The sequence below is a fragment of the Chryseotalea sp. WA131a genome (assembly GCA_025370075.1).
Lineage (GTDB): Bacteria > Bacteroidota > Bacteroidia > Cytophagales > Cyclobacteriaceae > ELB16-189.
Window position 1 is genome coordinate 2,979,023 of record CP073016.1, and the last position, 26,359, is coordinate 3,005,381.

The 26,359-nt window shown below is 41.7% G+C and carries 27 protein-coding genes and 2 tRNA genes; 15 read left to right on the forward strand and 14 right to left on the reverse strand.

Translation table 11 applies throughout. The annotated features are described in order from the left end of the window. Positions 1–6 precede the first annotated feature (6 nt). Positions 7–768, forward strand: coding sequence for a creatininase family protein (locus KA713_13670; protein ID UXE65519.1), 762 nt, complete (start codon positions 7–9; stop codon positions 766–768). Between the two features lie 135 nt (positions 769–903). Here the strand turns inward: KA713_13670 and KA713_13675 are convergent, their stop codons facing one another. Next, positions 904–1,899 (reverse strand): hypothetical protein, encoded by a 996-nt coding sequence (locus tag KA713_13675; GenBank protein ID UXE65520.1) that lies wholly within the window; start codon positions 1,897–1,899, stop codon positions 904–906. A 185-nt stretch (positions 1,900–2,084) separates the two neighbouring features. On the opposite strand from KA713_13675, the gene KA713_13680 reads away from it, so the two are divergent. Continuing rightward, positions 2,085–2,681, forward strand: a complete 597-nt coding sequence (locus tag KA713_13680) for a thymidine kinase (protein ID UXE65521.1) — start codon at positions 2,085–2,087, stop codon at positions 2,679–2,681. A gap of 1 nt (position 2,682) precedes the next feature. Continuing rightward, positions 2,683–3,351, forward strand: a complete 669-nt coding sequence (gene recO / locus KA713_13685) for a DNA repair protein RecO (GenBank protein ID UXE65522.1) — start codon at positions 2,683–2,685, stop codon at positions 3,349–3,351. 54 nt (positions 3,352–3,405) lie between these two features. Here recO and KA713_13690 read toward each other — a convergent pair whose 3' ends face one another. The 6 genes from KA713_13690 to KA713_13715 all read right to left on the reverse strand — a co-directional run bounded on the left by KA713_13690 (position 3,406) and on the right by KA713_13715 (position 9,761). Continuing rightward, entirely contained in the window at positions 3,406–5,880 is a 2,475-nt protein-coding gene (locus KA713_13690) for a hypothetical protein (protein UXE65523.1), read from the reverse strand. 79 nt (positions 5,881–5,959) lie between these two features. Next, positions 5,960–6,751 (reverse strand): hypothetical protein, encoded by a 792-nt coding sequence (locus KA713_13695; GenBank protein ID UXE65524.1) that lies wholly within the window; start codon positions 6,749–6,751, stop codon positions 5,960–5,962. Continuing rightward, positions 6,752–7,804: a ParB N-terminal domain-containing protein gene (locus KA713_13700; protein ID UXE65525.1), complete on the reverse strand. Its 1,053-nt coding sequence runs from the start codon at positions 7,802–7,804 to the stop codon at positions 6,752–6,754. It lies immediately after the preceding gene. A gap of 119 nt (positions 7,805–7,923) precedes the next feature. Continuing rightward, positions 7,924–8,892, reverse strand: a complete 969-nt coding sequence (locus tag KA713_13705; protein UXE65526.1) for a DNA cytosine methyltransferase — start codon at positions 8,890–8,892, stop codon at positions 7,924–7,926. Between the two features lie 121 nt (positions 8,893–9,013). Further along, positions 9,014–9,088, reverse strand: a tRNA-Val gene (locus KA713_13710). Positions 9,089–9,155: 67 nt separating this feature from the next. Further along, complete coding sequence (locus tag KA713_13715; GenBank protein ID UXE65527.1) at positions 9,156–9,761, reverse strand: DJ-1/PfpI family protein; 606 nt, start codon at positions 9,759–9,761, stop codon at positions 9,156–9,158. A gap of 133 nt (positions 9,762–9,894) precedes the next feature. Between KA713_13715 and KA713_13720 the strand changes: the two genes are divergently transcribed. The 3 genes from KA713_13720 (at position 9,895) to KA713_13730 (ending at position 12,163) form a co-directional block, all read left to right on the forward strand. Next, positions 9,895–10,920, forward strand: coding sequence for an aldo/keto reductase (locus KA713_13720; protein ID UXE65528.1), 1,026 nt, complete (start codon positions 9,895–9,897; stop codon positions 10,918–10,920). A 73-nt stretch (positions 10,921–10,993) separates the two neighbouring features. Further along, the gene (locus KA713_13725) at positions 10,994–11,644 is read left to right on the forward strand and encodes a DUF3291 domain-containing protein (GenBank protein ID UXE65529.1); all 651 of its coding nucleotides are present in this window, start codon (positions 10,994–10,996) and stop codon (positions 11,642–11,644) included. Between the two features lie 48 nt (positions 11,645–11,692). Then, a complete protein-coding gene (locus KA713_13730; protein ID UXE65530.1) occupies positions 11,693–12,163 on the forward strand; it encodes a hypothetical protein in 471 nt (156 codons plus the stop codon). On the opposite strand, the gene KA713_13735 is transcribed toward KA713_13730, so the two are convergent. Then, positions 12,164–12,670 carry a DUF1905 domain-containing protein gene (locus KA713_13735; protein UXE65531.1) on the reverse strand — a complete coding sequence of 169 codons (507 nt, stop codon included), beginning with the start codon at positions 12,668–12,670 and terminating at the stop codon, positions 12,164–12,166. Between the two features lie 187 nt (positions 12,671–12,857). On the opposite strand from KA713_13735, the gene KA713_13740 reads away from it, so the two are divergent. The 6 genes from KA713_13740 to KA713_13765 all read left to right on the forward strand — a co-directional run bounded on the left by KA713_13740 (position 12,858) and on the right by KA713_13765 (position 16,770). After that, positions 12,858–12,930 (forward strand) — tRNA-Met (locus tag KA713_13740). 36 nt (positions 12,931–12,966) lie between these two features. After that, a complete protein-coding gene (locus KA713_13745) occupies positions 12,967–13,218 on the forward strand; it encodes a GIY-YIG nuclease family protein (protein ID UXE65532.1) in 252 nt (83 codons plus the stop codon). Positions 13,219–13,388: 170 nt separating this feature from the next. Further along, a complete protein-coding gene (era, locus tag KA713_13750) occupies positions 13,389–14,276 on the forward strand; it encodes a GTPase Era (GenBank protein ID UXE69133.1) in 888 nt (295 codons plus the stop codon). Positions 14,277–14,344: 68 nt separating this feature from the next. Further along, positions 14,345–15,652 carry a ribosome biogenesis GTPase Der gene (gene der, locus KA713_13755; protein UXE65533.1) on the forward strand — a complete coding sequence of 436 codons (1,308 nt, stop codon included), beginning with the start codon at positions 14,345–14,347 and terminating at the stop codon, positions 15,650–15,652. Between the two features lie 127 nt (positions 15,653–15,779). Then, positions 15,780–15,968 carry a hypothetical protein gene (locus tag KA713_13760; GenBank protein UXE65534.1) on the forward strand — a complete coding sequence of 63 codons (189 nt, stop codon included), beginning with the start codon at positions 15,780–15,782 and terminating at the stop codon, positions 15,966–15,968. A 178-nt stretch (positions 15,969–16,146) separates the two neighbouring features. Then, entirely contained in the window at positions 16,147–16,770 is a 624-nt protein-coding gene (locus tag KA713_13765) for a SprT-like domain-containing protein (protein UXE65535.1), read from the forward strand. Between the two features lie 11 nt (positions 16,771–16,781). On the opposite strand, the gene KA713_13770 is transcribed toward KA713_13765, so the two are convergent. From KA713_13770 to KA713_13785, 4 genes are read right to left on the reverse strand one after another with little or no spacing between them, the layout of a single operon-like run. Further along, entirely contained in the window at positions 16,782–17,318 is a 537-nt protein-coding gene (locus tag KA713_13770) for a Uma2 family endonuclease (GenBank protein UXE65536.1), read from the reverse strand. A 47-nt stretch (positions 17,319–17,365) separates the two neighbouring features. Then, positions 17,366–18,175, reverse strand: a complete 810-nt coding sequence (murQ, locus tag KA713_13775; protein UXE65537.1) for an N-acetylmuramic acid 6-phosphate etherase — start codon at positions 18,173–18,175, stop codon at positions 17,366–17,368. A gap of 36 nt (positions 18,176–18,211) precedes the next feature. After that, positions 18,212–19,054 (reverse strand): N-acetylglucosamine kinase, encoded by an 843-nt coding sequence (locus tag KA713_13780; GenBank protein ID UXE65538.1) that lies wholly within the window; start codon positions 19,052–19,054, stop codon positions 18,212–18,214. 15 nt (positions 19,055–19,069) lie between these two features. Next, positions 19,070–19,780, reverse strand: coding sequence for an RDD family protein (locus KA713_13785; GenBank protein UXE65539.1), 711 nt, complete (start codon positions 19,778–19,780; stop codon positions 19,070–19,072). A gap of 95 nt (positions 19,781–19,875) precedes the next feature. On the opposite strand from KA713_13785, the gene KA713_13790 reads away from it, so the two are divergent. Then, positions 19,876–20,790: a DUF58 domain-containing protein gene (locus KA713_13790; GenBank protein UXE65540.1), complete on the forward strand. Its 915-nt coding sequence runs from the start codon at positions 19,876–19,878 to the stop codon at positions 20,788–20,790. 40 nt (positions 20,791–20,830) lie between these two features. Here KA713_13790 and KA713_13795 read toward each other — a convergent pair whose 3' ends face one another. After that, entirely contained in the window at positions 20,831–21,073 is a 243-nt protein-coding gene (locus KA713_13795) for a cytochrome b5 (GenBank protein UXE69134.1), read from the reverse strand. A gap of 37 nt (positions 21,074–21,110) precedes the next feature. On the opposite strand from KA713_13795, the gene KA713_13800 reads away from it, so the two are divergent. Next, a complete protein-coding gene (locus KA713_13800; protein UXE65541.1) occupies positions 21,111–22,355 on the forward strand; it encodes a dipeptidase in 1,245 nt (414 codons plus the stop codon). A gap of 49 nt (positions 22,356–22,404) precedes the next feature. Beyond that, on the forward strand, positions 22,405–25,773 hold the full coding sequence (locus tag KA713_13805) for a zinc-dependent metalloprotease (protein UXE65542.1): 3,369 nt from the start codon (positions 22,405–22,407) through the stop codon (positions 25,771–25,773). Here the strand turns inward: KA713_13805 and KA713_13810 are convergent. Further along, complete coding sequence (locus KA713_13810; protein ID UXE69135.1) at positions 25,760–26,314, reverse strand: ATP-binding protein; 555 nt, start codon at positions 26,312–26,314, stop codon at positions 25,760–25,762. The genes KA713_13805 and KA713_13810 overlap by 14 nt on opposite strands. Between the last annotated feature and the right edge of the window lie 45 nt (positions 26,315–26,359).

Here is a 26,359-nt window from a genome sequence, read left to right on the forward strand (position 1 = left end):
ATACTGATGCGCCCATACATTTTAAGAGAAACCAATTGGAAGGCCATTCAAGAAACAAAATTTGAAGTAGCTGTTTTGCCTTGGGGCGCCACCGAGGCGCACAACTATCACTTGCCATATGGAACGGACATCATCGAAGCGGAAGAGGTTGCTGCCGAAGCAGCACGCTTGGCATGGGAGAAAGGCGCAAAAGTAATCGTCTTGCCCTGCATTCCATTTGGAGTCAACACCGGACAATTTGATGTAACACTCGACATTAACATGAACCCCAGCACACAGTTGGCTGTTTTGCACGATGTGGCCGATACGCTCAACCGACAAGGCATTCACAAGCTGATTATTTTTAACAGTCACGGGGCCAATCATTTTAACAATGCCATCCGCGAGTTGGGCTTAAAATTTCCGGACATGTTTTTGTGTGCTTGTAATTGGTTTCAGTCGGTGGATCAAAAACTCGTTTTTGAAAACAAAGATGACCATGCTGGCGAAATGGAGACCAGCGTCATCATGCACCTTCAACCCAATTTAGTGCGACCGCTCTCAGAAGCGGGTGATGGCAAGGCGAAAAGATTTGCTTTTGCAGCGATGCAAGAAGGCTGGGGGTGGGCCGAGCGCAGGTGGACAGCGGTAACAAAAGATACTGGGGTTGGCGATCCAAGCAAGGCATCCGCAGAAAAAGGAAAAAGATTTTTTGAAGCAACAACACAAAAGGTGAGCGAGTTTTTTGTGCAGGTGGCCAAAACCGATAGAAAGAATTTTTATTTATAGACTTTGTTTACAGCTAAAAACTGTTTTCAACTAATAAGAGCAAATGGGTTTTTCAAATTACGATATAGATCATTAACTCAGTTTCTAAGCACAAATTTCAAAACTAGTATTCCCATTTTCAAATTTGCTGAATTTCTAGCTAAATCGTTTCGTCAACACTTCTACAAATTCTTCATACTCCTCGCTTTCCCGATCCCAATGCGGATAGGTATCTCCCAAGTGGGCGAGGGCGCGCGAAAGTGTATCCAACGAGTCAAGATAATCAATTTCTTCTGTAAAAATTTCAAAATCACCTTTAAACAGAATTTTGGTGAACATGAATTTTTGATTGATGGTAAGGTTATCTTTTAACTTGCCCACTTTTTGTTTGGCCAAGTTTTCACCTACCGTGGTAGTTTCTTTTATCGTTTCATGTTTTATAGGGTCAGCAAAAATTTTTTCTTGCTCAACTTTAACAAGTACTGACGGGATGCCTATTTTTTGAGGAGCCATCGGCTTGGTTGAAAAAAAATTATCGAGGTTGAGCGGAAGGCTTTTTGAAAACGCGGTAATGTATAGTTCCACATCTTCTGGCGTAAAATTTACCTCTTCTAGAATATGATCGAGCATAGCGAATGCCTCTGTCCCTGTCACCAGATCTGCTTTTTTATCTTCCAGTCTTTTAACTAAATTTTCAAGTGGTGCCTGATTGATTTTTAAATACTTCACCTCTTCTTTCAGAATGGCGGTACTTAAAAATCCATTTCCGTGGCGGTCAAGTGTGTCTGAAAAATAATCGTACGGTGCCAACAGCAAATTAAGGGTGCGTACGACTGAAGATTTCAGGAGCGGCTGAAAATCGTTTTTGCTGATCGAGATGTGGTTCGACAGAATGTTCTGAAGGTTTTCCATCGCCTCCTTCACTTCAGCTACTTGATAATCGAAGTAGGGGCTTTTGAGTTTTAAAATCTCTTGCCTCCAATTATGTTTTAATTCGCGCACTACAAACAGGTTTACTTGTTTGATGTCGCTTAAGTTTACTATTTCTGGGCCGGTTATTTTTTCTTTTTTAGCAAAGAAAGATTCAGCCAATAAAGTGGCATAGGCGTGGCTATATTGTTCTACCTCTTTTTGGCTAATTTTTTCGTCCATGTGGGGTGTTGAATTTAACGTTGGGTAAAGATAGTAATTGCCTGACTACCCTAAAATAGTGCTAAGATAAATCTACTTTGTACTCGTAGGTTGGGGACATAAAATATACGTGAGCCATGATGAAGGAATCGTATAAAATGCTGCCTCTATAATGACCAAAGTAGTAAAATGATTTACTTTGCACCATGTTTATTGAACCACATATTGGTCGCAATGGGCGCGAGGAAAAAAACGGATGGATCGAAGTCATCAGCGGCTGTATGTTTTCAGGCAAAACAGAAGAACTGATTCGTAGATTAAATCGGGCGTTGATTGCCAAGCAGAAAGTAGAAATTTTTAAGCCCACCGTTGATAAGCGTTACGATGACGAGAAAATTGTTTCGCATAGCGAGCGCGAGATTCGATCAACACCCGTAAATTTTGCTGGTGACATATTATTGCTGACTGGCGACTGCGATGTGGTGGGCATAGACGAAGCACAATTTTTTGACGATGCCATTGTTGATGTGTGTAACACTCTTGCCAACAGCGGCAAACGTGTAATTGTAGCAGGGCTCGATATGGATTATACAGGCAAGCCTTTTGGGCCGATGCCGAACTTATTGGCCGTGGCCGAATTTGTAACGAAAGTCCATGCCATTTGTGCCCAAACAGGTGAGTTGGCTTCTTTCTCCTATCGATTGAATCCAAACCAATCGCAACTGCTACTGGGCGAAAAAGACCACTACGAAGCACGCAGCCGCAAGGCTTTTTATAGTGATCAAAAAAAATCAACCGAGTAACGTGCTGCACAAAACACGCGGAATAGTTTTTCGCCTTACTCGCTATGGCGAAACATCCATCATTGTTTCGATCTTCACCGAACTGTTTGGGCTGCAATCCTACATCGTCAATGGGGCTCGCAGCAAAAACGGAAAGGGAAAAATTGCCTTGTATCAACCGCTTACATTGCTGGATTTAGTAGTGTACCACAAAGAGAACGCCTCCATCTTGCGCATAAAGGAAGAGCGGTGCTACCATCCGTATCAAACGCTTACTTCTGATTTCAAAAAATCAACGATCGCTCTTTTTCTTACCGAGATTATTAACAAAGCGGTGAAGGAGCAAAGCCATGCGCGAGAGATCTCACAATTTTTGTCAGAAGCATTTATCACATTGGACCAAATGAAAGCAGGCTCTGAGAATTTTCATTTGATTTTTTTGATTCACCTAAGTCGCTATTTAGGATTTGGTCCCTTTCAGCCGAGTGAAATCCTCAATCCATTTGAAAGCGACCAAGCCGAGCAGAAGATTTTAGAAAAGTTGCTGAGCGCGGACTTTGAAACCTCCATTGCCATTACCCAAATTCAGCGTAGAAACTTGCTCGATGTGTTGTTGCGTTTTTTTTCTACACATGTTGATTCGTTGGGCGAAATCAAATCGTTAGCGGTAGTAAGGGAAATGGTGGGGTGAAAAGTAGGCAGCAGAAAGCAAGCCATGTAGCGCTAGACCTCTGCCGACTATTCTTCATGGATTATCCCAATCAAAATAATCATCCTTTTCTAACTCCAACTCCTTCTTTTTCTTTTTTCCTTTTAGCTTGAAGGCATCCTTTAACTCTTGTACTTCTTTTTTTAAGTCACTGATGATTTTCTTTTTTACAGACGCTTGGTCGTAGCTGATTTGATATTTAGCGGTTGTGCCGGTGATTTTTAGAAACAATCGGGTTTGACCTTTACTATCCTCTTCAATTGCACCGAAGGCCTCATCGGGGTCTATTTTCTTTTTGTTGCGCAGGGGCACCACTACACGGTAGTCAATTTTTTGATTGAACAAATGTGTTCCGCTCAATTGAATAGTGGTGGCGTTGCTTTTGATTTCCATTTGCGGAATATAAATCATTTCGTTTTCGATGTGGATGTCGTTTTTTAAATCGGCAAAGCGAAGTTTGCTCAAACTTTCATCGTCCAAATAGTTGTTTAAGCCTTTCAATGGTTCGAAATTATTAAGTTCCCCATTTTTGATGCTTGCACTTACATCGGCCACCAATGTTTTGGAAATGAGTTTAAGGTTTTCTGTCATTGAAAAGTCCAACCCGACATCAGCGGTGGCTTGGCCTTTCAAGTGCTTGTCTTGAATAAAATCTTGATAGAAATTTTCAAACACATAAAATACACTGTCGACATGAATGCCCTTTAACTTGAACGTGGTAGAGACATCAACATCTTTCCCGCTTTTTGCCTCAGCCACGCCATCTAAACTTAGTTCGCCACCCATTGCGTTCATCGACAAGTTTCTGGAAATAGCCACTTGGTTTTTCACCAATAAATTTCCCTTAATGTTGGTAGGATGGAAGCGCTTGTAAGAAAGATTTTTTACATCGCAGTTAAAATTCAAATACAAGTTGGGCGATATGCTGAATTTGTATTGAGTGGAGTTGCTTTCGCCAAAGCCAAGCACAAAAAGTTGGTCGCCATCTATGTAATCAGATTTTAAATCTGCCTCAATGCCGATGGGTTGGTTTTCAAAAAGCAAAAAGGTGATGATGTTTTTGAAGAAACCATTCATTAAGAAATCGCTTTTCTCGAATTGGCCTCGCAAATTGCTCATGGCTAAATCATTGTTATTGAACTGTAGCGCTCCGTTGATGTCAGTAAATTTTAGCGCCTGCTTGCCGAAAACGAAATTCAGATCCCTTAAATCTAACGTGCCTTCTGTTTTTACTTTTTGCGCGGTAGCTTTTTTCTTCAGCAATGCAAGTTCGCCTGCCACCGAAAAATCTGCTGTAATGATTCCTTCAACTTTTTTTAATGTTTCGATAGGGAAAAAATTTTGAAGTGAGCCAGCATCCAATTCACCTTTAAAAGAAAAATCAATGACTGGCTTTTCGAGATTTTGAATGGTGAGGTTGGAAGAAAATGATTTTCCATTCAGGTCGCCCGTCATATTTTTTAAAAACAATTCAGCTTTTTGCAACTGACTAAACGAAGGTGTGGCAAAGGAGCCTTCCAGATTGGCATGCTCAATTCTCGCATCGTAGTCAGGATGAAAGAAAGTGGCATCCTTGCATCCAAAAGAAATCGAAAACATGGGTTCTTTGGTGTTACTGATTTCGCCCTTCACAGCCAAATCAAAAAATACAGCGCCCTTGCTTTGATATTTTAAAAATGAGTTGCTTACATCAGCTGGCAACAACGCTAGCAACGTTTGTAAGCTGGCATCTTTTCCTTTTGCTGTAAGGTCGATTTTATTTTTGGTTTTAAATTCATAATTACCTGCAATGGTAAAGACGGTTTTGTTGATTTTTAAATTACCCGAATGGATGATGACATTCTTCTTCAAATCATCATAATCTACTTGTGCCTGTAGAATAAATTCTTTTTCCCTCAAAAAAAGTTGATTGCCAATACCGATTTGGTGAGAGGTAATGGTTCCACGTGTATCGATTTTATACACATCACTTCGCACCGAAATGGAAGTAGTCAAGCTTTCGCTGCTGAGCACGTGGTGCTGGTGCGATTGATAATCGTTGTAGTTAAAGGATGTGCGGCTCAGCTTTACGTTTTTTAAATCGAACGAAATGCTGCCCCCGCTTTGTTCACCGGGCTTTACAATGGTAAAATTGTTTTTTCCTTTGTTATCTATTTTTAAATTGGTTTCGCTGTCGTTTACTTGAAGCCCACGGATAGCATAGTTGCCGCGCCACGCATCGATCGGGTTCATGTAAAACGAAATACGCTTCGCTGTAAGTAGTGGATATTCTCCCGGGTGGCTATCTTCTACGTATACATCCGTAAACACAATAGCTAGGTTAGGAAAATCGCGCCATGTAGAAATTTCAACCCTCCCAATTTTTACAGGCGTGTTCAGACTTTTATTCGCCTCGGCAATAAATTCTTGAATGATGCGGTCTTTGAATAAGAAGAGCGAGGCAAGCAACCCAATCAGCAAAACGGCCAAGCCCAACCCAACATATAAAATGATTTTTGTTACCTTCTTCAAAGTTTAAAAAATTGTGTTTAAAGATAAGACGAGCAATAAGTAAGTTTTCGCTACAGAAAATCACGATCGCCCAATCAGTTTAAATGAGTTCAAGAGAAACTGAGTTAGTAAGACGCGCTAAGTCACTTAGACCTAATGGGACCCAATTCATTCCTTTTTGGACAAGCCGCTCTAAATAAATGTAGTCATTGAAAAGAACACAGGGAACATGAATTTGGGCTTGCAGGCCTGCATGTTCTCCTAAAGATCTATTTCCTGCCATAACTGATTTATCTGCATCAGCCATATTAAAATTTCCGTTTTTGCATTGAAGCGATAAAATTGGCGCGTGAGGAATTGAGCCAAGCGGTAATACCCAAAGGATGTCCAGTCCTCCATCTTTGTCAGGAAGCCAGGGGTCTGGATTGGCCTTAAAGCCTAATGTTTTCAAGTGTGTCAAAAATTGATTTTTTTTCTTTTTTTGATCTCTAGGGAATCCTACTCTATGAATAGCTCCAGTGGTCCTGAGTTTCAGTCTTTCAGCTACACTACATTCAAAGTCCCTTGATCTTTTTCCAACACTACGAATTGAAATCATATCCACAATAAATTTCAAATAGTCATCATCTAGGGAGTCGAATCGTTTAGTGACTGCATTAAAACTAAATGGTAAATTATATCCTTTGCTCGTGAAATGAGTTTCTAATAAGGCAACAGACTTATTAATTGCAGCTTCAGAATCAAACTCCTTTGTAAGTTCCCTTAATTCATCAATTAACGATAAGCTCTTACCCTTTCCAGTTAAATCAGAAGCAGTGATTACCCGTGATTTAGAAGTATTAAGTTCTTGAACAACAATTTCAAAGAATTCAAAAAGACAGTAAGCAGCCATTTATTTATTAGCAATGTATTTCTTAATTTCCGCATCAAAAGCCTTGTAGGCATCCAAAGCATTGGTGTCTTCCTTAGTTTTCTTACTGCCGGATGACATTTTCTTCAGAAGGGTTCCTATTTGTTTGGTAAGTTTAATTAATCTTTTCTTGCTCTCCTCAGTTGTATCCACATAGATCTCAGCATCCGCTAGACTCTTACCTGAATGGAGTACGGCACTAGCAACTTTTGAACTTAAGACACGAGCGTATGTCGATATTTCTCGAGTATCTGAAACGACCTTAGTATCAGAATTTCTTGCCCCTTTCTCTTTTTTGCCGTATAAATCATCAAGAAGAAGAGCAAATTTTTTCTTATCAAAACTGATTACCTCAAGTGTTTTAGGATCTGTTTCTAATTCAAGAAATGCGGCAGTACCTGACCTTTTTAATGCTTCACTTAGGTTAGCAAAATCGTCACCCGCTGGTATTTGTTCTTTTGCTTGTTTAAGCACTCTTAATGGAATTAGAAAACCCTTTGCTGTAGTTTTAGAAAGCTGTGTCTCACGTAGTATTCTATCGATACCTCCTGGCCGTTTACTCTCCTCCTCTAAATATTGTGCCTTGCTCAATGGTGGCCAATCGCGAAATCCAAACAAATGCCGTACACCCAAATAGACCCTGAGGGCGTCTTCTTCTTTTGCTGTTGGTTTGTTGTGAAATACAAGTACCGGTATAGACTCTAAATCTTCGAGATGATCTGATGATGAGTACTTTGCTGGATTACTTCTAATTTCCTTTATGGCAGCTAACCTTCGATTACCTTCAATTACTACCAATCTATTTTTACTCCCTCGTTTAACCACAAGAGGCTCAAAATCAATAAAGCCATTTTGAAGAAATGAGTCAACAAGTTCAACTGCATAATAAGGTTCTCCAAAAATTTGCTTTTGAATTTGTTCCTGAGTATTTCCTATCATCTTGGTTGCGAATCTTGGATTTTCTGGATCAAAGTCAAGTAAATCTGGAGATACATATTCTATCGCCACATGAGAGACCGGAGCAGAAGCTGGCATATTGTTAGGATTTTAATTATGGAAAGAGCATTATAAATTCAAAAAGGTAACTAAAAATGCCTAAAGCATTAGAAAACTAGTAAAACTTGACGGAAATGCAAGACCTAAGTCTAAATCCTTTATTGATTAAGATAGTTTAAAACAGGAGCGACAATTACTTTTGACAATTTGGGAGGAACGGAATTTCCTACTACCCTATATTTATCCAATAAAGTTCCGTCTAATTTCATTTTGGACGATAGACCTTGAATTTTGGCACACTCCCTCCATGACAAGCGCCTATTAAATTCACCTTGTAATTTCCATTTGTCGGTCGAAACAAACGACATTGGGCTTCCTTTCGGATGTAATGGCACATGATGACCATGAGCAACAATTGTAAAACTGGGTTCGTCCCACGCTCTTTTTCGATTTCGTGTTAAATAATGACCATGAAAAGATCCATCATAGAATTCCCCTTCAGGCCACTCTACCATGCCTCCAATGACGTCTCTAAGAGTTCTGGATTCATTTCTTCCATCACTTCCATGGGTCACCTTTGGAAAAGAGTATTTGAAGTCCTTAATCGTTTTCTTTACCCCAACAAGAAATACTCTCTTTCTGGTTTGTGCCACCCCATACTCAGACGCGTCAACTTGGGAATAAGTAATATTATATCCCAATTCTGAAAACGCCCTAATTTGTTCTTGGATAAACCAACCTCTGCCAGCTGAAAGCATTCCCCTTACGTTTTCCACAAAAAGAAATTTAGGCTTAACTAGTTTTAGTGCTCTCAGGAATTCTTCAAATAGAAAGTTTTTATCGTTTTGGTGAATATCTCTTTCTTCCAATTCCTTCCACCTTCTTCTTGCTGCTTCGCTAAATCCAGTGCATGGATAACATCCTATAAGTATATCAGCTTGAGGGAATAACTTCACTTTTCTTATATCACCTAAATGAAAATCAACATCATTAAAAATAGATTTATAAGCATAGGCAGCATGTTGGTCGTTGTCATTTGCCCAAATGATTTCTGCGCCCGCTTGCTTAACGCCATAGTCAAATCCACCACAGCCAGAAAACAATGAGACTGCCTTTATTTTGTGCATATAAACGAGTTGATCTCTTAACAAATACAATATTAAATACTAACCGATAAAAAAGAAATCAGTTTGGTTTTTAGACCAACAAAAAAGCCACTACTTTTTAGTAGCGGCTTAAACTTTTAAGTGGGAGCTGAGGGGTTCGAACCCCCGACCCTCTGCTTGTAAGGCAGATGCTCTGAACCAGCTGAGCTAAGCTCCCATTTTAAGGACTGCAAAGGTAAAAGAGATTTTTGTTTGCGCAAAAATATTTTTCTTCAGGCCTTAGCCTATTCCCAATAATCATACTGCATATACCTCGCAGCTTCCTGTGCAACTTCCTTTCCCTGTAGCTTCTCCACCACATGAAAGGACATGTCAATCCCTGCCGAAACGCCTGCAGACAAAATGATTTTACCATTGTCCACAATCCGTTTTTCGGGCGATACTTTTGTGTTCGGGGCAATTTCGTGTAAGGTATCTACTGCCAAAAAGTGGGTGGTGGCCTCCAGATTATCGAGTAAGTTGGCTTTCGCCAAAATCAAAGCGCCTGTGCAAACGGAAAGTACCAACTCGGCATGTTTATTTCTTCCCTTTATCCAATCTAGTATTGCTGGATTATTCATTTCCCTCCGCGAGCCAAACGGACTTCCATCCGCATGATAGCCACCGCCACCGGGAATCAAAAAAATATCCACGGCTGGGCATGTATCAAATGTGTAAGTGGGGGTTACCATCAGATTGTTTCGGGCAGCAATAGTTTCTTTTTCGGCCACAGTAAAAACCTCGTAGGGTTCGCCTATCTTTCGCTTTCCGGTAACGGAAAAAACTTCAAATGGCCCGGCAAAGTCGAGCACCTCCACTTCATCAAATAGGATAATTGCAATTTTTTTCATGAACGGGGCAAATAACTAAACTTTTTTGCTTGTATTGTGCTTTAACTGGGTACTAGATACTTGATGCTGGCTTCTAGCGACCAGTATCCAGCATCTAGGATTCATACAAAGATAAACTAACGATTCAATCAATATGAACTACAAACTTTTCGGGCAATCGGGATTACGTGTTTCAGAATTATGCCTTGGCACCATGGGCTTTGGCACGGAGTGGAAGTGGGGAGCAGATAAGGAACTCAGTCAAAAGATTTTTGATGCCTACGCAAACGCAGGAGGGAATTTTATTGATACAGCCAATCGCTATACGGAAGGCACATCCGAAAAATTTGTGGGCGATTTTATAGCCAAAGACCGCGACCATTTTGTGGTGGCTACCAAATATACCCTTCGCGATCGCTCGGGCGATTTGAATTTTGCGGGCAATCATCGCAAAAATTTGATGCGTAGTGTGAAAGAAAGTCTGTGGCGGTTGAATACGGATTATATAGACGTGCTGTGGGTGCACATGTGGGATACTCTCACGCCCACAGAGGAAATCATAAAGGGCTTGGAAGATTTGATTACCCGCGGCATGGTGCACTACATTGGCATCAGCGATACGCCTGCGTGGGTAGTGAGCCAGGCCAACACGATGGCGCAACTGCGCGGTTGGAACCAATTTGTTGGGTTACAAATAGAGTATAGCTTGATACAGCGCACAGTTGAAGCAGAGTTATTGCCAATGGCAAAGGCCTACGGCATGACGGTGACTCCATGGGCGCCATTGGCAGGCGGTGCATTAACGGGAAAATATTTGAAGGGCGACAAAGGCCGCTTACCAGACACCAGCATTCGCCTAGGTGAACGCTCTGTAACCATCACTAAAAAAGTGGTAGAGATAGCGGATAAATTGGGAGTGACCGCCTCACAAGTTGCCATTAACTGGACGCGCCAACAAAAAGGCCAGAGTATAATTCCAATTGTGGGGGCTACAAAGGAACATCAAGTGCAAGATGTATTGGGGTGTTTGAAATTTGAACTGCCAATGGATTTGATTAACGAGTTAAATGAAGTCTCGAAAATTGAATTGCCCTTTCCGCAAAAATTCTTGACAGAGCCTGGTGTGCAAGATGTTTTGTTTGGTGGGGTGAGAGATAAGATGGTGGATAGTAGGTATTAATAGTCTGCTGTTGGCAGTAAGCAGTAGGCAGGGTTTGGCTGCCGACTGGATACTGCCGACTGCCAACTGAGAAATGGTTACACTAACATTCTACAACTACAAAAAAGGCTTCGGGTGGCTTGGCTTTTTGGCTATGGGCTGGATGCGCTTGCCATTGTGGCGGAATTCAGAAATCACTTTTTGGAAGTTATTGGGTGTGGGGCAGCCAGGCTTTAAACCTCAAGGTGATGGCCGGCAGTGGGCAGTTCTAATCGTCTGGAAGAGAACCCCCGATAAAATTTATTGGTGGCAGAAATTTCTTCAAGCAAAATCAGAAGTTACTTCTTTTCATTTGTTGCCCTTATTCGGTCATGGCTTATGGAGCGGTGTTGACCCATTTGGTCATTTGAAAACAACGAACCTACAATCAAAAAAAGTTGCCGTGCTTACACGTGCTTCCATCAAGTGGAGCAAAGCAAAATTATTTTGGCAAAACGTACCCGCTGTTTCCGAAGATTTAAATCAGTCGTTTCGGCCAGAGTTTACAGCAGGCATTGGCGAAATCCCCTACATCCGCCAAGCTACTTTTAGCGTGTGGAGCAGTGAAGTAGAAATGAAAAAATTTGCCTATCAACATGCGGCACACAAAAAAGTAATCGAAATGACCAAGCAACATAATTGGTATTCGGAAGAGTTGTTTTATCGGTTTGCAGTTGTAAAAATGAAATGGGTTGAGCTGGAGTAAATCTTTTGTGATTTGGTAAATTTCTATCTTTGTCGATAATCCAATTTCATGAACCCCATCTTCAAAAAACTCAACTATAAAGACCAAAAAGAACTGCATATTGTAAACGCACCAGATAGTTTCAAAAAAGAAACCGATGAGATGCATTCTTTAGCGTCTATTAAAAACTCGTTGACCAATACTAAAAGTGTTTCGTTTTTTCTAGCCTTCGTTACCAAACAAAAAGAAGTTGACGAATGGTGCAAAAAGATTGCTACTGTTTTAAGTGATGATGGATTGTTGTGGTTAGCTTATCCGAAGGGGACATCTAAAAAATACAAGTGCGATTTCAATCGTGATACGGGTTGGGAGGTGTTGGGTAAGTTGGGTTTTGAACCCGTGCGCATGATAGCCATCGATGAGGATTGGAGTGTGTTGCGCTTCCGCAAACCAGAAAACATAAAGAAGATGGTGCGTAGCTTTGCGATGACTGAGTTGGGAAAGAAAAAAGTAGCTGCTAACCGAGAGACAAAAAAATAGTCACCAAATTTCTTTTTTGTTCATTCGAATCATTTCAGGATAGCCTTTCCCTTGGCCCAAAGCGGTAACGGCCATCAATATTCTTTTTGTTTTTGTTTGTGCGGTCTTAGCACTTTCAATCCATTTGCTGAAATATTTTTGATGAGAGCCTGACAAGATTTTAAAATAGGAGAAGGCAACGGGTTCATCGCGCAAACATGCCATCAAATCAGGTGAGAGTACATACTTATCATCGTCTGCTGCTAGGATAACTTTTACGTTATCTCCTTGCCGCTTGCCCAAGGCTTTGCGCATGGTGGCATTTACAGGAAGAATGAAATCTCCATCACCCATCGGTATCAAAGCCATTTGCTTGAGTTTAAAAGTATCAATTGTGCCCTTTACTCGAAACGATGCTTTGCTGGTCTTTAATTTTTTTGCTTGGGTGGAAGAGATGGTAATGTATGACCAGCCGGTTTTTTCGCCTTTCTTGTCGAACTTTTCAATAGTGGTATTAAAACGGAGCATTGGAACTCAATATCCAAAAGCAAAGGATAATTTCAAACTTATCGCTTGATTACTTTGGATGCCAAGTTTCTACCATGCCCTTGCATGATGGCGAGATTGATCCAGCTCAATGCAAAATTTTTATAGCAGAGCGGTTGACCTTTTATTTGGTAATTCACCGTTTTAGCTCTACTTTTGCAATCCAAATCGCGGGGTGGAGCAGTTGGTAGCTCGTTGGGCTCATAACCCAAAGGTCACAGGTTCGAGTCCTGTCCCCGCTACTAAGAAGGATAGTGGTTGTAGTAAACCGCTTTTTTATGCAGTTTACTGTATACGTTCTTCACTCAGTTAGCTTTGACAAGATTTACATTGGGTATACTTCGGATTTGGAATCTAGACTGCGTTCTCATAATGAGCTAGCGACAAAAGGTTGGACGATGAAATTCCGACCTTGGAACGTAGTTCATTCTGAGACATTTGAATCCAAGATTCTAGCATTAAAACGAGAGAAAGAGTTAAAGTCTTATCAAGGAAGGTTGTTTATAAGAAATGACATTTTAAAATCATAGGACGGGTTCATATCCGCCAAATGGCGGACACAGGTTCGAGTCCTGTCCCCGCTACTAAGAAAAAAGATAGCGGTTTTAGTAAAACCGATAAAACCTAAACTGGCGGCTTAATCCGCTACTAAAATTTAAAAGCGGCTTTTTAGGTCGCTTTTTTTATTCAAACTGAAGACATCATGTCTGCAACCCACAAGGCCGGTTTTGTAAGCATCGTAGGCAAACCCAACGTGGGCAAAAGCAGCTTAATGAATAAATTGGTGGGCGAAAATTTATCGATCATCACCGCCAAAGCCCAAACCACCCGCCATCGCATCATGGGCATTTTAAATGGCGAAGATTTTCAAATCGTCTATTCCGATACCCCAGGCATTATGGAACCCAAATACGAACTCCACCAGGCGATGATGAGCTATGTGAAAGTTTCGTTAGAAGATGCGGATGTGGTTCTCTTGATAGTAGAATTGGGTGAGAAATTCGATGAAAATCTTTTCGAAAGATTTAAGTCGTTGACCACCCCTATCATTTTGGTGATCAACAAATGTGATTTGGCGATTGGCTCACAAGCGGAAGACAAAGTAGCATATTGGAAGACCTTGATCAACGCCAAAGAAATCATCACCGTCTCAGCAAAAACAGGGCAAAATGTAGAGTTGTTGTTGCAGCGAATAAAAGAAAATCTGCCCACTCACCCTGGCTATTACGATAAAGAGGAGCTTACCGATAGGAGTGAGCGGTTTTTTGCTTCTGAAATGATCCGTGAAAAAATATTCACCAATTATGAGCAAGAGATTCCGTATAGCACCGAAGTGGGCATCGAATCCTTTAAAGATGAGGAGAAGATCATCCGCATTCGCGCCACTATTTATGTAGAGCGCGATTCGCAAAAGGGCATTGTGATTGGAAAGGGTGGAAGCTCATTAAAAAAAGTGGGCACCGAAGCGCGCGAAAGCATGGAAGCTTTTTTTGGAAAAAAAGTATTTTTGGAAACGCACGTGAAAGTGGCCGATAACTGGCGCAAGCAGAAATTGAAATTGAAACATTTTGGATATTTAGATAATTAGTCAACTTTCGATTGACCACAGTCAATGGCACTGTGGACTATCGAATCGTGGACATTGGACTTGATCTTATGGCAAACGTAATAGCAATAGTAGGCAGGCCCAACGTGGGCAAATCAACTTTCTTCAATCGACTGGTAGAACAACGCCAAGCGATTATGGATGACATGCCGGGCGTTACGCGCGATCGGCACTACGGGTATGCGCAATGGACGAACAAATTTTTTACCGTTATCGATACGGGCGGTTACGTAACAGGCTCAGATGATAAGTTCGAATCGCAAATAAGAAGGCAAGTAGAGATGGCATTGGAAGAAGCCACCGCAGTCATCTTTATGGTGGATTGTAAAGATGGCCTTACGGGATACGATAAGGAGTTTGCCAAAGTCATTCGCAAGTCGAAGAAGCCGGTATTTGTGGCGGCCAACAAAGCAGATACGCCAACCAAAACCTTAGAGGCAAACGAATTCTATGAGTTAAACATGGGCGAAGTATTTCCTATTTCTTCTGAGAATGGCTCTGGCACTGGTGAGTTGCTCGATGAACTGGTGAAAGTTTTTCCATCCGAAGACCCCGAAGATCCGGAAGCGGGCATTCCCAAAATTGCCATTGTAGGCCGACCGAATGTTGGCAAGTCATCTCTCTTAAATATGTTGCTAGGACATGAGAGGAGCATTGTCACAGACATTGCAGGTACAACAAGAGATGCCATTCACTCACGTTACAAAATGTTTGGCAACGATTTTATTTTAATCGACACAGCCGGCATTCGCAAGAAGGGCAAAGTGACAGAGGACATTGAGTTTTATTCGGTTCTCCGCTCGCTGCGGGCGTTGGAAGAAAGCGATGTGTGTATTGTGGTGATTGATGCAGAGCGAGGTCTGGAATCACAAGACGTGAACATCATTGTGCTGGCGCAGAAACAAAACAAAGGCATTGTGATCATGGTGAACAAATGGGACTTGATTGAAAAAGACACCAAAACTGCGGACAAGTTTAAGAAAGAGATGTTGGAAAAACTGGCACCCATTACCTACATCCCGTTCATCTTTGCTTCGGTTGTAACCAAGCAACGCATTTTTCAAGTGATTGAAAAGGCGGTGCAAGTGTATAATAATAAAACCAAGAAAATCCCTACTTCGCAGCTCAACGATGCCATGCTTCCGGAAATAGTGCATTATCCGCCAGCGGCCACCAAAGGAAAGCACATACAGATCAAGTACGTTACCCAAGTGGCAGCCAAATCGCCTGCTTTTGCCTTTTTTTGCAACTTGCCCCAGTACATTCAAGAATCATACATCCGGTTTTTGGAAAACCGCCTGCGCGAAAAATTTGACTTTGAGGGGGTGCCCATAAGGCTGTTTTTCAGGAAAAAATAGTTCAGAAATCGGTTGTGGAGGCTTTTTTAGGCCTGAAATTATTCGAAATCGCCAATAATTTTACATACACAGCATCAAATTACCGCTGGCTTATTATATTTGCGCAAATTTTAATAACCTGTAAACTATGAAAAAATTCATCGCATCTGTTATCGTATGTGGCTTTGCTGTAGCAATGGTTGCATGTGGTGGCAAAAAAGTAGAAGAAGCTGCTGCCGCTGCTGATTCAGTGGTAACTGCAGTTGATACTACTGCTGCTAAAGTTGACTCTACTGTTAACGCAGTGGTTGACTCTGCTAATGCAGTAGTGAAGTAATCAATCTCACAAGATTGTTTTCCCGGGAAGGCTTTAGAGATAAAGCCTTTTTTTATTGCCCTCACCCCCGTCCCCTCTCCCCAAAGCGGGGAGGGGTGACTGTATTAACAAATTTTTAGCGAACCTCTAAAGGCGCGGATCCCATTTATTCAATGCATTTGTTCCTCTTTTTGATTTGATGGAAGAAGAAAAAGTTAGGCAATTGCTTCATCAACACGTGCCGCCTTTGGCAGTTGAATATTGTTGGGGACTTTGGAAGACCTATCGCTTCGCATTCAAAACCAAAAAAGCACGACAATCCAAAGTAGGGGACTTTACTTTTCGGCCGGGGCAGCGGCAGCAGATTACCATTAACCACGACTTGCACCCGTATCTTTTTCTAACCACCTACATCCATGAAGTGGCTCACTTGATTGTCCATGGCCAGCACGGTCGCAAAGCCGAGGCACACGGCCACGAGTGGAAAAATGCGTTTAAAAAATTATTGGAGCCATTGCTCACCGAAGAGATCTACCCGAGGCCCCTGCTCACGCTTTTAAAGAAGCACATGGTCAATCCAAAAGCCTCTAGCTATTCTGATTCAAAGCTAACAGCCGCCTTTCGCGGTTATGATGTGTTGAAAGCAAAAGTAATGGTGCTATCGCAATTGCCGGAAGGCAGCATCTTTCATTTACAGAAAAGATGGTTTAAAAAAGGCGAGACCAAACGCACCCGCGCGCTATGTACTGAAATCAAAACCAAAAAAAAATATTTGGTGCCGTTGGATGCCGAAGTAGGCAGCGCCCAGTTGGGGATGTTTTGAACCTTTGAAAACTAAAAAGTGAATGAGTGGTTGAACAAGGCAGATGTTATCTTGCTATTTCCTGATTCCAGACTTTTATAAACGCCCTGTAGCAATTGATAACCAGTTGTTGATTTGTTAGCCGGATCTACAATCCAATATTCTTTCACGCCAAAACGCTCGTAGAGTTCTTTTTTTACTTTCTCATCATGATCTTGATTGCCTTTTGAAAGGATTTCGATGATCAAATCTGGCACACCGTGTATCACATCGTCATCATCGATGATATGCAACTTTTCTGAGCCGACAAAAATCAAATCAGGTTGCACTGCATTTTGTTCTTCATCTAAATAAACATCCAGCGGGGCAAACAACACTTCGCCCAAATCATGCTGCACTACAAACTGATCGATGCTTCTAAAAAGATTGCGAAGGGTGCGTTGGTGTTTTCCTTTAGGGCTAGGTGACATATACAAACGGTTATCAATCACTTCTGCCAATGTGCCTTCTGGCAACATCTCAAAAACCTCCATGGAGGTACGTGGTGGACTTTGAAGTGCTTTTTGCATAGTTAAAGGTAGATTATTTTGGTATTCAATTCATCACGCTTCATTCTTTATTTAAATATCTTACCCTCAATCGCCTTCCTTACATTACCAAATTTTTTCAGCAACTCTTCGGCTTGAATCTCACTCACTTGTAGTTCGTCCATGATCATTTTCACCCCACGGTTCACAAGTTTGTGATTGGTCAATTGCATATCCACCATTTTATTTCCTTTCACGCGGCCAAGTTGTATCATGGCTGCTGTAGAAATCATGTTCAACACTAATTTCTGTGCGGTGCCGGCCTTCATACGCGTGCTGCCCGTTACAAATTCAGGACCTACCACCACTTCAATAGGGTGGTCGACATTCTTTGCTAACTCACTCCCTTCGTTGCAGGTGATGCATCCGGTAATAATTCCATTTTTCTTTGCTTCTTGCACTCCGCCAATCACATAGGGGGTTCTGCCCGAGGCAGCGATGCCCAACAACACATCGTTCAAATTAATGGCGTGTTTTTCTAAATCTTTCCACGCTTGGTGCGGATCGTCTTCAGCATTTTCTACTGCTTTGCGGATAGCTGTGTCGCCACCTGCAATCAAGCCAATCACTTTGCCTTGTGGCATACCGTAGGTGGGTGGAATTTCAGATGCATCTAAAATACCCAATCGTCCACTCGTTCCTGCTCCAATGTAAAACAGCCGCCCGCCTTGTTTCATTTTATCGCCAATCACCTTCACCAATGCTTCAATTTGCGGGATTACTTTTTCCACCGCTAAGGGTACACCTTTGTCCTCACGATTTATGTTGGCAAGCAGTTCGCTCACGCTCATGTGCTCGAGTTGATTGTAGTGAGAAGAAGATTCGGTCGTGGTAGGCATTAGAGATTAGGCATTAGGTGTTAGGGCATTCCAAAATTACAAATCCTTTTTATGATAAAGAGTAAGCCCGGCAATGGGGCCTTCCAAAATATTTTTAACCGTAATGCCTTTATCGTTGGCTACTTGCCGAAGCACATCGCTAAAATAAAATGCAATGGATCCGGTGAAATGAACTTTTACTTGGTGATAGTTGGCATACTTCATCACATTGTTGGTATAAAACGATTCAAAATGTTTGTACACCAATTGATAGCAGTACGGTTCTTTCAGATGTTGAAAAATGAATTTCGCAAAGCTGGCCAAGAAGGCGCTTGGCTTTTCTTGTTGATATACTTTTTCCAATACTTCCTCCCTCGTCCATGGAAAGCGAGCCTTGAATTGTTCGGCTAATTTTTCAGGCATGTTATTTCGGAAGCAATCAAACACCAATTGTCTGCCCAGGTTGGTACCCGATCCCTCATCGGCCAATATCCAACCTAAGTTGGCCACGTTGTCGATTATTTTTTCGCCATCGTATAAACAAGAGTTAGAGCCCGTGCCCAAAATGCAGGCAATTCCTGGCTCGTGTCCGCACAAGGCGCGTGCGGCTGCTAACAAGTCCCAACCAATTTCAATTTTTGCTTCGGGGTAATGCGTGGCAAAGGCGGCTTGAATAATGCGCTGATTTTTTTCAGACGATACACCCGTGCCATAGTAAAAAATCTTGGTGACCGTTTCTGTAGTCAGTGGCATTAACGAATCAGCAATAATTTGCTGAAGATGCTCGATGGGTTGATAATACGGATTGAACCCGGGCGTGTTGGCTTGACCTACTTCGCCATTTTTAAATAAAAATCGCCAATCGATTTTGGAGCCTCCGCTATCTGCTATAATAATCACAGTAAGTTGGTTTTGTTACAACGATGTAAGATGATTATAATCTTTAATAAGTACATACAAAAACTTGATGGGAGGCATATCTGTTTTTACCCCCAACTGTGTCTTTACTTTTTCGGTGATGGCCAACATTGGTTTCTGGTTTCCCAGATCGCGGTTGATTTCTAACGATCGCTGAATAAGTTCTATATCGGATGGGTTTAATTGAACGGCCTGTGGAAAGCTAACCTCATAATTGTTTTCGGGCGATACAAATACATCTTGCGCAGTGGCTTGGCGTTGCTCAATTAACTTGATCACGGTCGTTCCCGCTACCAAATCGCCCAAGCGCTGACCCTTGCCGCCAATGATTACGCTGAGCATAGCGATCAATCCACTTGCAACGTTTAGCTCGATCAATCCAAAAATCCATCGCAACACGTAATCGCCCACATTGGCGGGCGTTCCATTTATTCGCACTACTTTTATTTGCATTGCTCGCTTGCCGGGTGTTTGGCCATTCATAAAAATTTCAAAAAGCAATCGATAGAGTATGTAGGGGATGGAGAGTACGGCCACTAGTACCCAAATTTGCTTGAGGTCGATGCTCACAGAAATTGCAATCACTATGAAGGAATAAACAACAAAAATCAATTGATCAATAAGATAGCCCAAAATCCGATCGCCAACGCTGGCCAACGGGTATTGAGTAAAAATGTTTTGCGTTGTGCGGACTGAAATGGTTTGCATGAAGCGGTAAAAGTAAGAACAGTCAAGGGTAACGGTTAACAATATTCAACAATTTTTTGCGACCGGTGAAGCGTGGTGAATATTCTTTTGGCGCGATGAACGTTTTGGTAACTTCACCCTTGGCATTGGTTTCCCGCAGGTTTAAGTTTGATCAAGATAAGACGGTACCGGTGTATCCATCGTATATCCAAATGCGCAAGTATGAGTTGTTGGCGATATCGCAAAACTTGCAAAACACCGGCATCAAAAAAATCAGGCGCATCGGCCACAATCAAGAATTTGAATTGATCAAAGACTATGTTTCGGGCGATGACTTTCGCACCGTGAATTGGAAGGCCACTGCCCGCAGAAGCAAGTTGATGGTAAACCAATACCAGGACGAGCGTTCGCAACAAATGTATTCGCTTATTGACAAGAGCCGTGTGATGCAAATGCCCTTTGAAGGTTTGAGCTTGTTGGATTATGCCATCAATGCCAGTTTGGTGATTTCCAACATTGCTATAAAAAAATCAGATAAGGCGGGGCTTGTTACCTTTCAAGATAAAGTCAATACCCTGTTGCCGGCAGCCAAGCGAAACAATCAGATGAGCATTATCCAAGAGAATCTGTATCGACAGAAAACAGCTTTTGTGGAGAGCGATTATTCCGCTTTGTATGTTTCTTTGCGCAAGGCACTTTCGCAGCGTAGTCTCTTGCTGTTGTTTACTAATTTTGAAAGTGTATTCTCATTACAACGCCAATTGCCATTTCTAATTAGTTTAGCCAAACAACATTTGCTGGTAGTGATATTTTTTGAAAATACAGAGCTTGCTAAGCTTATTGATAAGCCAACCACCGATTTGAGACAAGTATACCATCAAGCCATTGCCGAGCGATTGGCTTATGAGAAAAAATTAATCGTAAAGGAGTTGCAAAAACATGGCATTCAATCGATACTCACGCCACCTCAAAAACTAACGATCAACACCATTAATAAATACTTGGAATTAAAGGCAAGGAATTTGATTTAGAATAGATGACTGCCAGTTAGCGTACAGGTAACCCCAGGCCCTAAAGAATAAGATATCCAATCACAACAAATTTCTTAAAAACCTCGTCCGTGTGTGGAGCATCCACTAGTTCATCTGTTAAATCTTGGCCAGCCCAATGTTCGTAATGTTTTCCGTTTTTCCATAAACGAGAAGCCGTAACATCGTAAACTTTGCCCTTGTAAGCCACCCAAACTTGAGGCTTATCTTGCCCATTCCGCAAAGAAAGCTCGGCTTTTGTAATTAAGTTTGGTTGGGTAAACATCGTAAAATCAATAACTTTAAGGCTCAAATCTACAACAATGCAAAAACCTCTACTCTTCTTTTTTTCTATTGTTCTACTTTTTTCATGCGCGCCAAAGAAACCTGTTGATCGCATGGATGATGCGCAGCTCCGTGCGTATGCAGATACGTTGGCTCACCAGTATATCATTACAGATGGCCATGTTGATTTGCCATATCGGTTGAAGGTGAAAAACTTTCGGTTGGAGCGCGAGTACATGGGGATACCCGTCTCAACAAAAGATGGAGATTTTGACTATGAGCGTGCCAAAAAAGGCGGCCTCGATGCGCCCTTTATGTCCATCTATATTCCGTCTACCTATCAGCAACAACCTGATAAGGGAAAGGCATTGGCCGATTCACTGATTAACATGATCAACACCATTGCCGAGCAAATTCCTGATAAGTTTGTTCGTGCCAATTCGTCTGCCGAAGTAGAGGCTGCTTTTAAAGCAGGGATAATCGCATTGCCGCTAGGTATGGAGAATGGAGCGCCTGTGGGTGATGATTTGGCTAATGTAAAATACTTCTACGATCGGGGCATTCGCTACATCACCCTTACCCATGGCAAGGATAATCAGATCTGTGATTCATCATACGATACCACGCGCACATGGAATGGCTTAAGTCCATTTGGCAGAACGGTGGTACAAGAAATGAACAAAGTGGGAATTATGGTTGATATCTCCCATGTTTCGGATAGTACGTTTTACCAAGTGATGAAACTGAGCAAGGTCCCGTGCATTGCTTCCCATTCTTCGTGCCGTGCATTTACACCGGGCTTTATTCGCAACATGAGCGATGACATGATTAAGCTTTTGGGTAAGAACAATGGCGTGATCCAAATCAATTTTGGTTCAACTTTTTTAGATTCAACAGTTCGTGCTGCAAATGAAGCAAATAGAAAAAAGCTTCAGGTATTATTAGATGAAAAGAAACTGAAGTTTTCAGATTCGTTGGCCAAATCAATTATTGAGGAATATCAAAAACTAAATCCATCGTTGTTTGCAGATGTGGAAACCGTTGCCAACCACATCGATCATGTAGTGAAGTTGGCGGGTATCAACCACGTGGGCATCGGTTCTGATTTTGATGGCGTGGGCGACAGTTTGCCAACTGGATTGAAAGACGTATCTCAATACCCTAATTTAATCTATGTTCTCTTGAAAAGAGGCTATACCGAAGAGGATATTGAAAAGATTTGTTATAAAAATGTGTGGCGAGTATGGAGTGCGGTAGAAGAATTTGCGAAGGCATCTAAATAGGTTCTTGACTTTATCTTTAACAGATTAAACTTTTATAAACATCATCAATATGAAAAGAAGTATCGGGATAGGGCTAGTGTTAATCGTACTGACAATGCGTGTGTTGGCTCAGGTGGTCACTCCACCTCAGCAACTGATGATAAAGCCCAAAGGTCAGATTGTTTGTTACAAAAATGATGTTAACGATCCTATTTATTTACCTCCTCGATTTGAAGCAAATCCTGCTGGCCGCACGCAAACTGCGGATATTCAAGTGGAATATGTGGGATTTCCGCCAGATGCACAGGCTTCTTTTGTTAGAGCAGTAGATATTTGGAAGACCTTGATTCAATCGAATGTAAGGATCAATATTCGTGCTGCCTGGGTTCCACAAGATGCGAATGTGTTGGGGTCTGCAATTTGGGGAAATGCTTTTGCTAATTTTGATGGAGCACCTAAGCTAAATGTTTTTTACCCAGTTGCTTTAGCAGAAAAGATCGCTGGTAAAAAATTAAATGGTGATCCGAATCCTACAACTGGAAATGATTATGACATCTACGCTTTTTTTAACAGTACTCAATCTCGCTGGAATTTTACAGATACCCCAACTCCTAATACTTATAATTTTACTACAGTAGTATTGCATGAAATCGGTCATGGTTTGGGATTTACCGATTCGTATGATTTAGAAAATGAATTAGGTTCTTTTGGTGTACAAACCACCACTACACCACTGATATTTGACGTAGGGGTAGAAAGTGGTGCTGGTGCAAGGCTTCTTAATCAGGCGAACAATACAACGGCATTGGCCACAGCACTAACAAACTCTAACGTAAATTATAATCCCTCCCGCAGTCTGGTAGGAGTAGCTTCAGAAAAGCCAAAACTTTATGCTCCTTCCGCATGGAGCTCTGGTTCTAGTATTGCTCATCTGGATCAAGCTACCTATAGTGGAACCGATAATAGACTGATGCGTCCTCAACTAGATTTAAATTCGGTTGTTTTAGACCCAGGCCTGATTGTGTTGAATATGTTTGCCGATATGGGCTGGGTTGCCCCGTCAATTGTACATACCCCATTGAAGGATACCGAAGTAACATCGAACGATTTTACAGTTTCGGTTACAGCTTCTTCTGATGGCACAAGTGGTTATTCGATTAATAATCAAGTCAAGCTAAGGTATCAAGTTAATGGCGGTGCAGAAGTGGAGTTGGTTCAAGCCCCCACTTCAGGAAACCAATATATATTTACCCTGCCAAAACCATCTCAACCGACAGCCTCTACCACCTATAGCTATTACTTGGTTGTAACCGATAACTACAAAGGACAAAACCGAACTTTTAGCAAACCAGGGCAATTTATTCGACCAGGAGATTCAGATCTGCAGGCCTCTTTTCAATTTAAAGCTGGGCCAGATACCACAATTCCGGTGATTGTACATACCCCAAAAGATTTTGTTTTAGAAGGAACAACCTCACTCGAATTAAAGGTATCGGTTACGGATAACATAGGTGTGCAGGGCGCCAAAATCGACTACAAAATTAATTCTGGCTCTCTTCAGGTGCTTAGCTTAGTTCAAGATAACGACACCACTAGCCTATACAAAGCCACTCTTCCAACAACAGGCTTAGTAAATGGAACCACCATTAGTTATCGAATAACTGCTACTGATAACTCTTCTAATGCTAATAGTGCCCTTGCGCCAACAGCTACAACTTTTTATGAAGTAGCCGTCATCGGAACGGCTCCTGCTCAGAACAGTTACTCAAATGATTTTAACTCGCCATCAAGTGATTTCTTTGGCAATGGTTACTCCATCATTACCCCTGAAGGTTTTAGTAATGGAGCGATTCATTCTTCACACCCTTACCCCGAAGCGGGTTCTGGCAGTTTAAATTTTAGCTATCAGTTGCGGGTTCCTATTAAGGTGAAAGCTCAAGGAGCTTCTATTAAGTTTGATGAAATAGTTTTGGTAGAACCTGGTGAGCCTGCCTCTGTTTTTGGTAACGATGACTTTTATGATTATGTGGTTACGGAGGCATCGAAGGACGGTGGATTATCGTGGAAGCCTATAGAGGATGGATATGACTCACGTGCTAATGCTGATTGGTTGGCTAAGTACAACAGTTCGATCATCTCAAACATCTCTCAAGGAAAGGGTGACCCTTCGCTTTTTAAACCTAGAGTTCTTGACCTATTAAAAAATTTCGAAGCTGGCGATGAAGTACTTATACGATTTCGTCTTTTTAGTGACCCTGGTGCAGCTGGGTGGGGTTGGGCTATTGATAACTTAAAAATCCAAATTGATGACGAGCCACCCATTCTTCTGCATAACCATTCCGATTATGTGATTGGTTCATCAAATTCCTTAGCCTTGACAGCTCAAGCTACTGACGCAAGTGGTGTGAGTAAAGTTTTTTTAGACTATAGTGTTAATGGTGGATCTGTCACTTCCGTTGAAATGCCACTAAGTACTGCCGCCAATACCTACAATTACATACTTGATCTTTCGCCACTTGCTATTTCGGCCACCAACAAATTAAATTATCGACTTCGGTCAATTGACGTATTGGGAAATACTGTACAAATTCCTGCGGTTGGTTTTTTTGATGTGGTTCGTTTGAATATTGGCACAGCCCAAGCCTCCTATAGTTCGGATTTTAATTCTGCCAACACAGATTTTGCGGGTAATTTTTTCTCGATTTCAACTCCTTCAGGATTCACCAACGGAGCCATCCATTCCGTTCACTCATATCCAAATGGATTTGGTATCCCAAATGCAACTTCTAATTATGCTTTTACTCTGACAAAGCCAATCTTAATAAGCGCTTCGAATCCTTACCTTTTATTTGATGAGATTGGCATAGTAGAGCCGTTAAATGATCAAATTAATGTAGAAGGCTCCAAAGACAACGGTAGTACATGGCAATCCTTTATAGTTGGATATACGGCTACATCTCAAACTAGCTGGCTTTCTGCATACAATTCAAAATCAAATGGAACATCGGCCTTGTTTACGTCACGCCTAGTGAACTTAACTCAAAACGGTTCCTTTAAAAGTGGCGACCAAGTATTAATCCGATTCAGAATGAACGTTAATTCAACCATTAATGCATGGGGATGGGCCATCGATAACTTAAATATTCAAACACCTATTACAGGTTTTGAAAGAACGTTGGCGGAAGCATCGTTCACTATTTATCCAAACCCATCGGCCGGTTCTAAATTGGTGCTGAAACTTGAAACACCCAATGACAATCTTATAAAAGTTCATTTCCTTACTGCCAATGGTAGTGCACAGCAAGAGCTGTCCATTCAACCAGTCAATAAACAAATTGAGCAGGAAGTTAATGTTGGCGACTGGAGTGATGGGTTTTATATTGTAAAAGCAGAAGTGGGCGGGGCAATCGTTACGCGCAAGTTTATTAAGAGTCGGTAGATGAAAGAATTGCATCGATGGCTTTTGTTGCGATGGTTGTGCGTTCACTACCCGTTCCGGAAATTTCAACAGTGGCCACACCCGTAGTGGCCACTTCTTTTTTATAGACTTCCCAAAAATGCTCACGTTTATCGGGGTGTTCTCGCTGTGGATCATATTGCCAAGGGATATCGATATTGGTAAGCAAGTATAAGTCGTACGTTCGTTGCTGAATCAGGTTCAATATTTCAGCTTCGCAGTTTCCATATTTATGTTCACTCCACACTTTTAGCACTAGCAAATTCGTGTCGCAGATCAGTATTTTATTGGCATCGTTCAGCCATTCATCTTCCATGCGCAATTGGCCATGCGCAATTTTTGTTATGTCGTTTTGCTGATAGGGTGTGCCCAATTTATTCAAATATGCCCTGGCATATTCTTCCACCCATGGTGTTTTATAGTAGTCGCCCAAAAACTTTGCTAATGCTGTTTTGCCTGTGCATTCCGGGCCAATGACGCAGATTTTTTTTACAGAAGACTGCCGTTTGGTGCTTGTAAACATTGCTTTTTTCACAAAATAGCAGATTTTACTTGGCATTAGCCAATT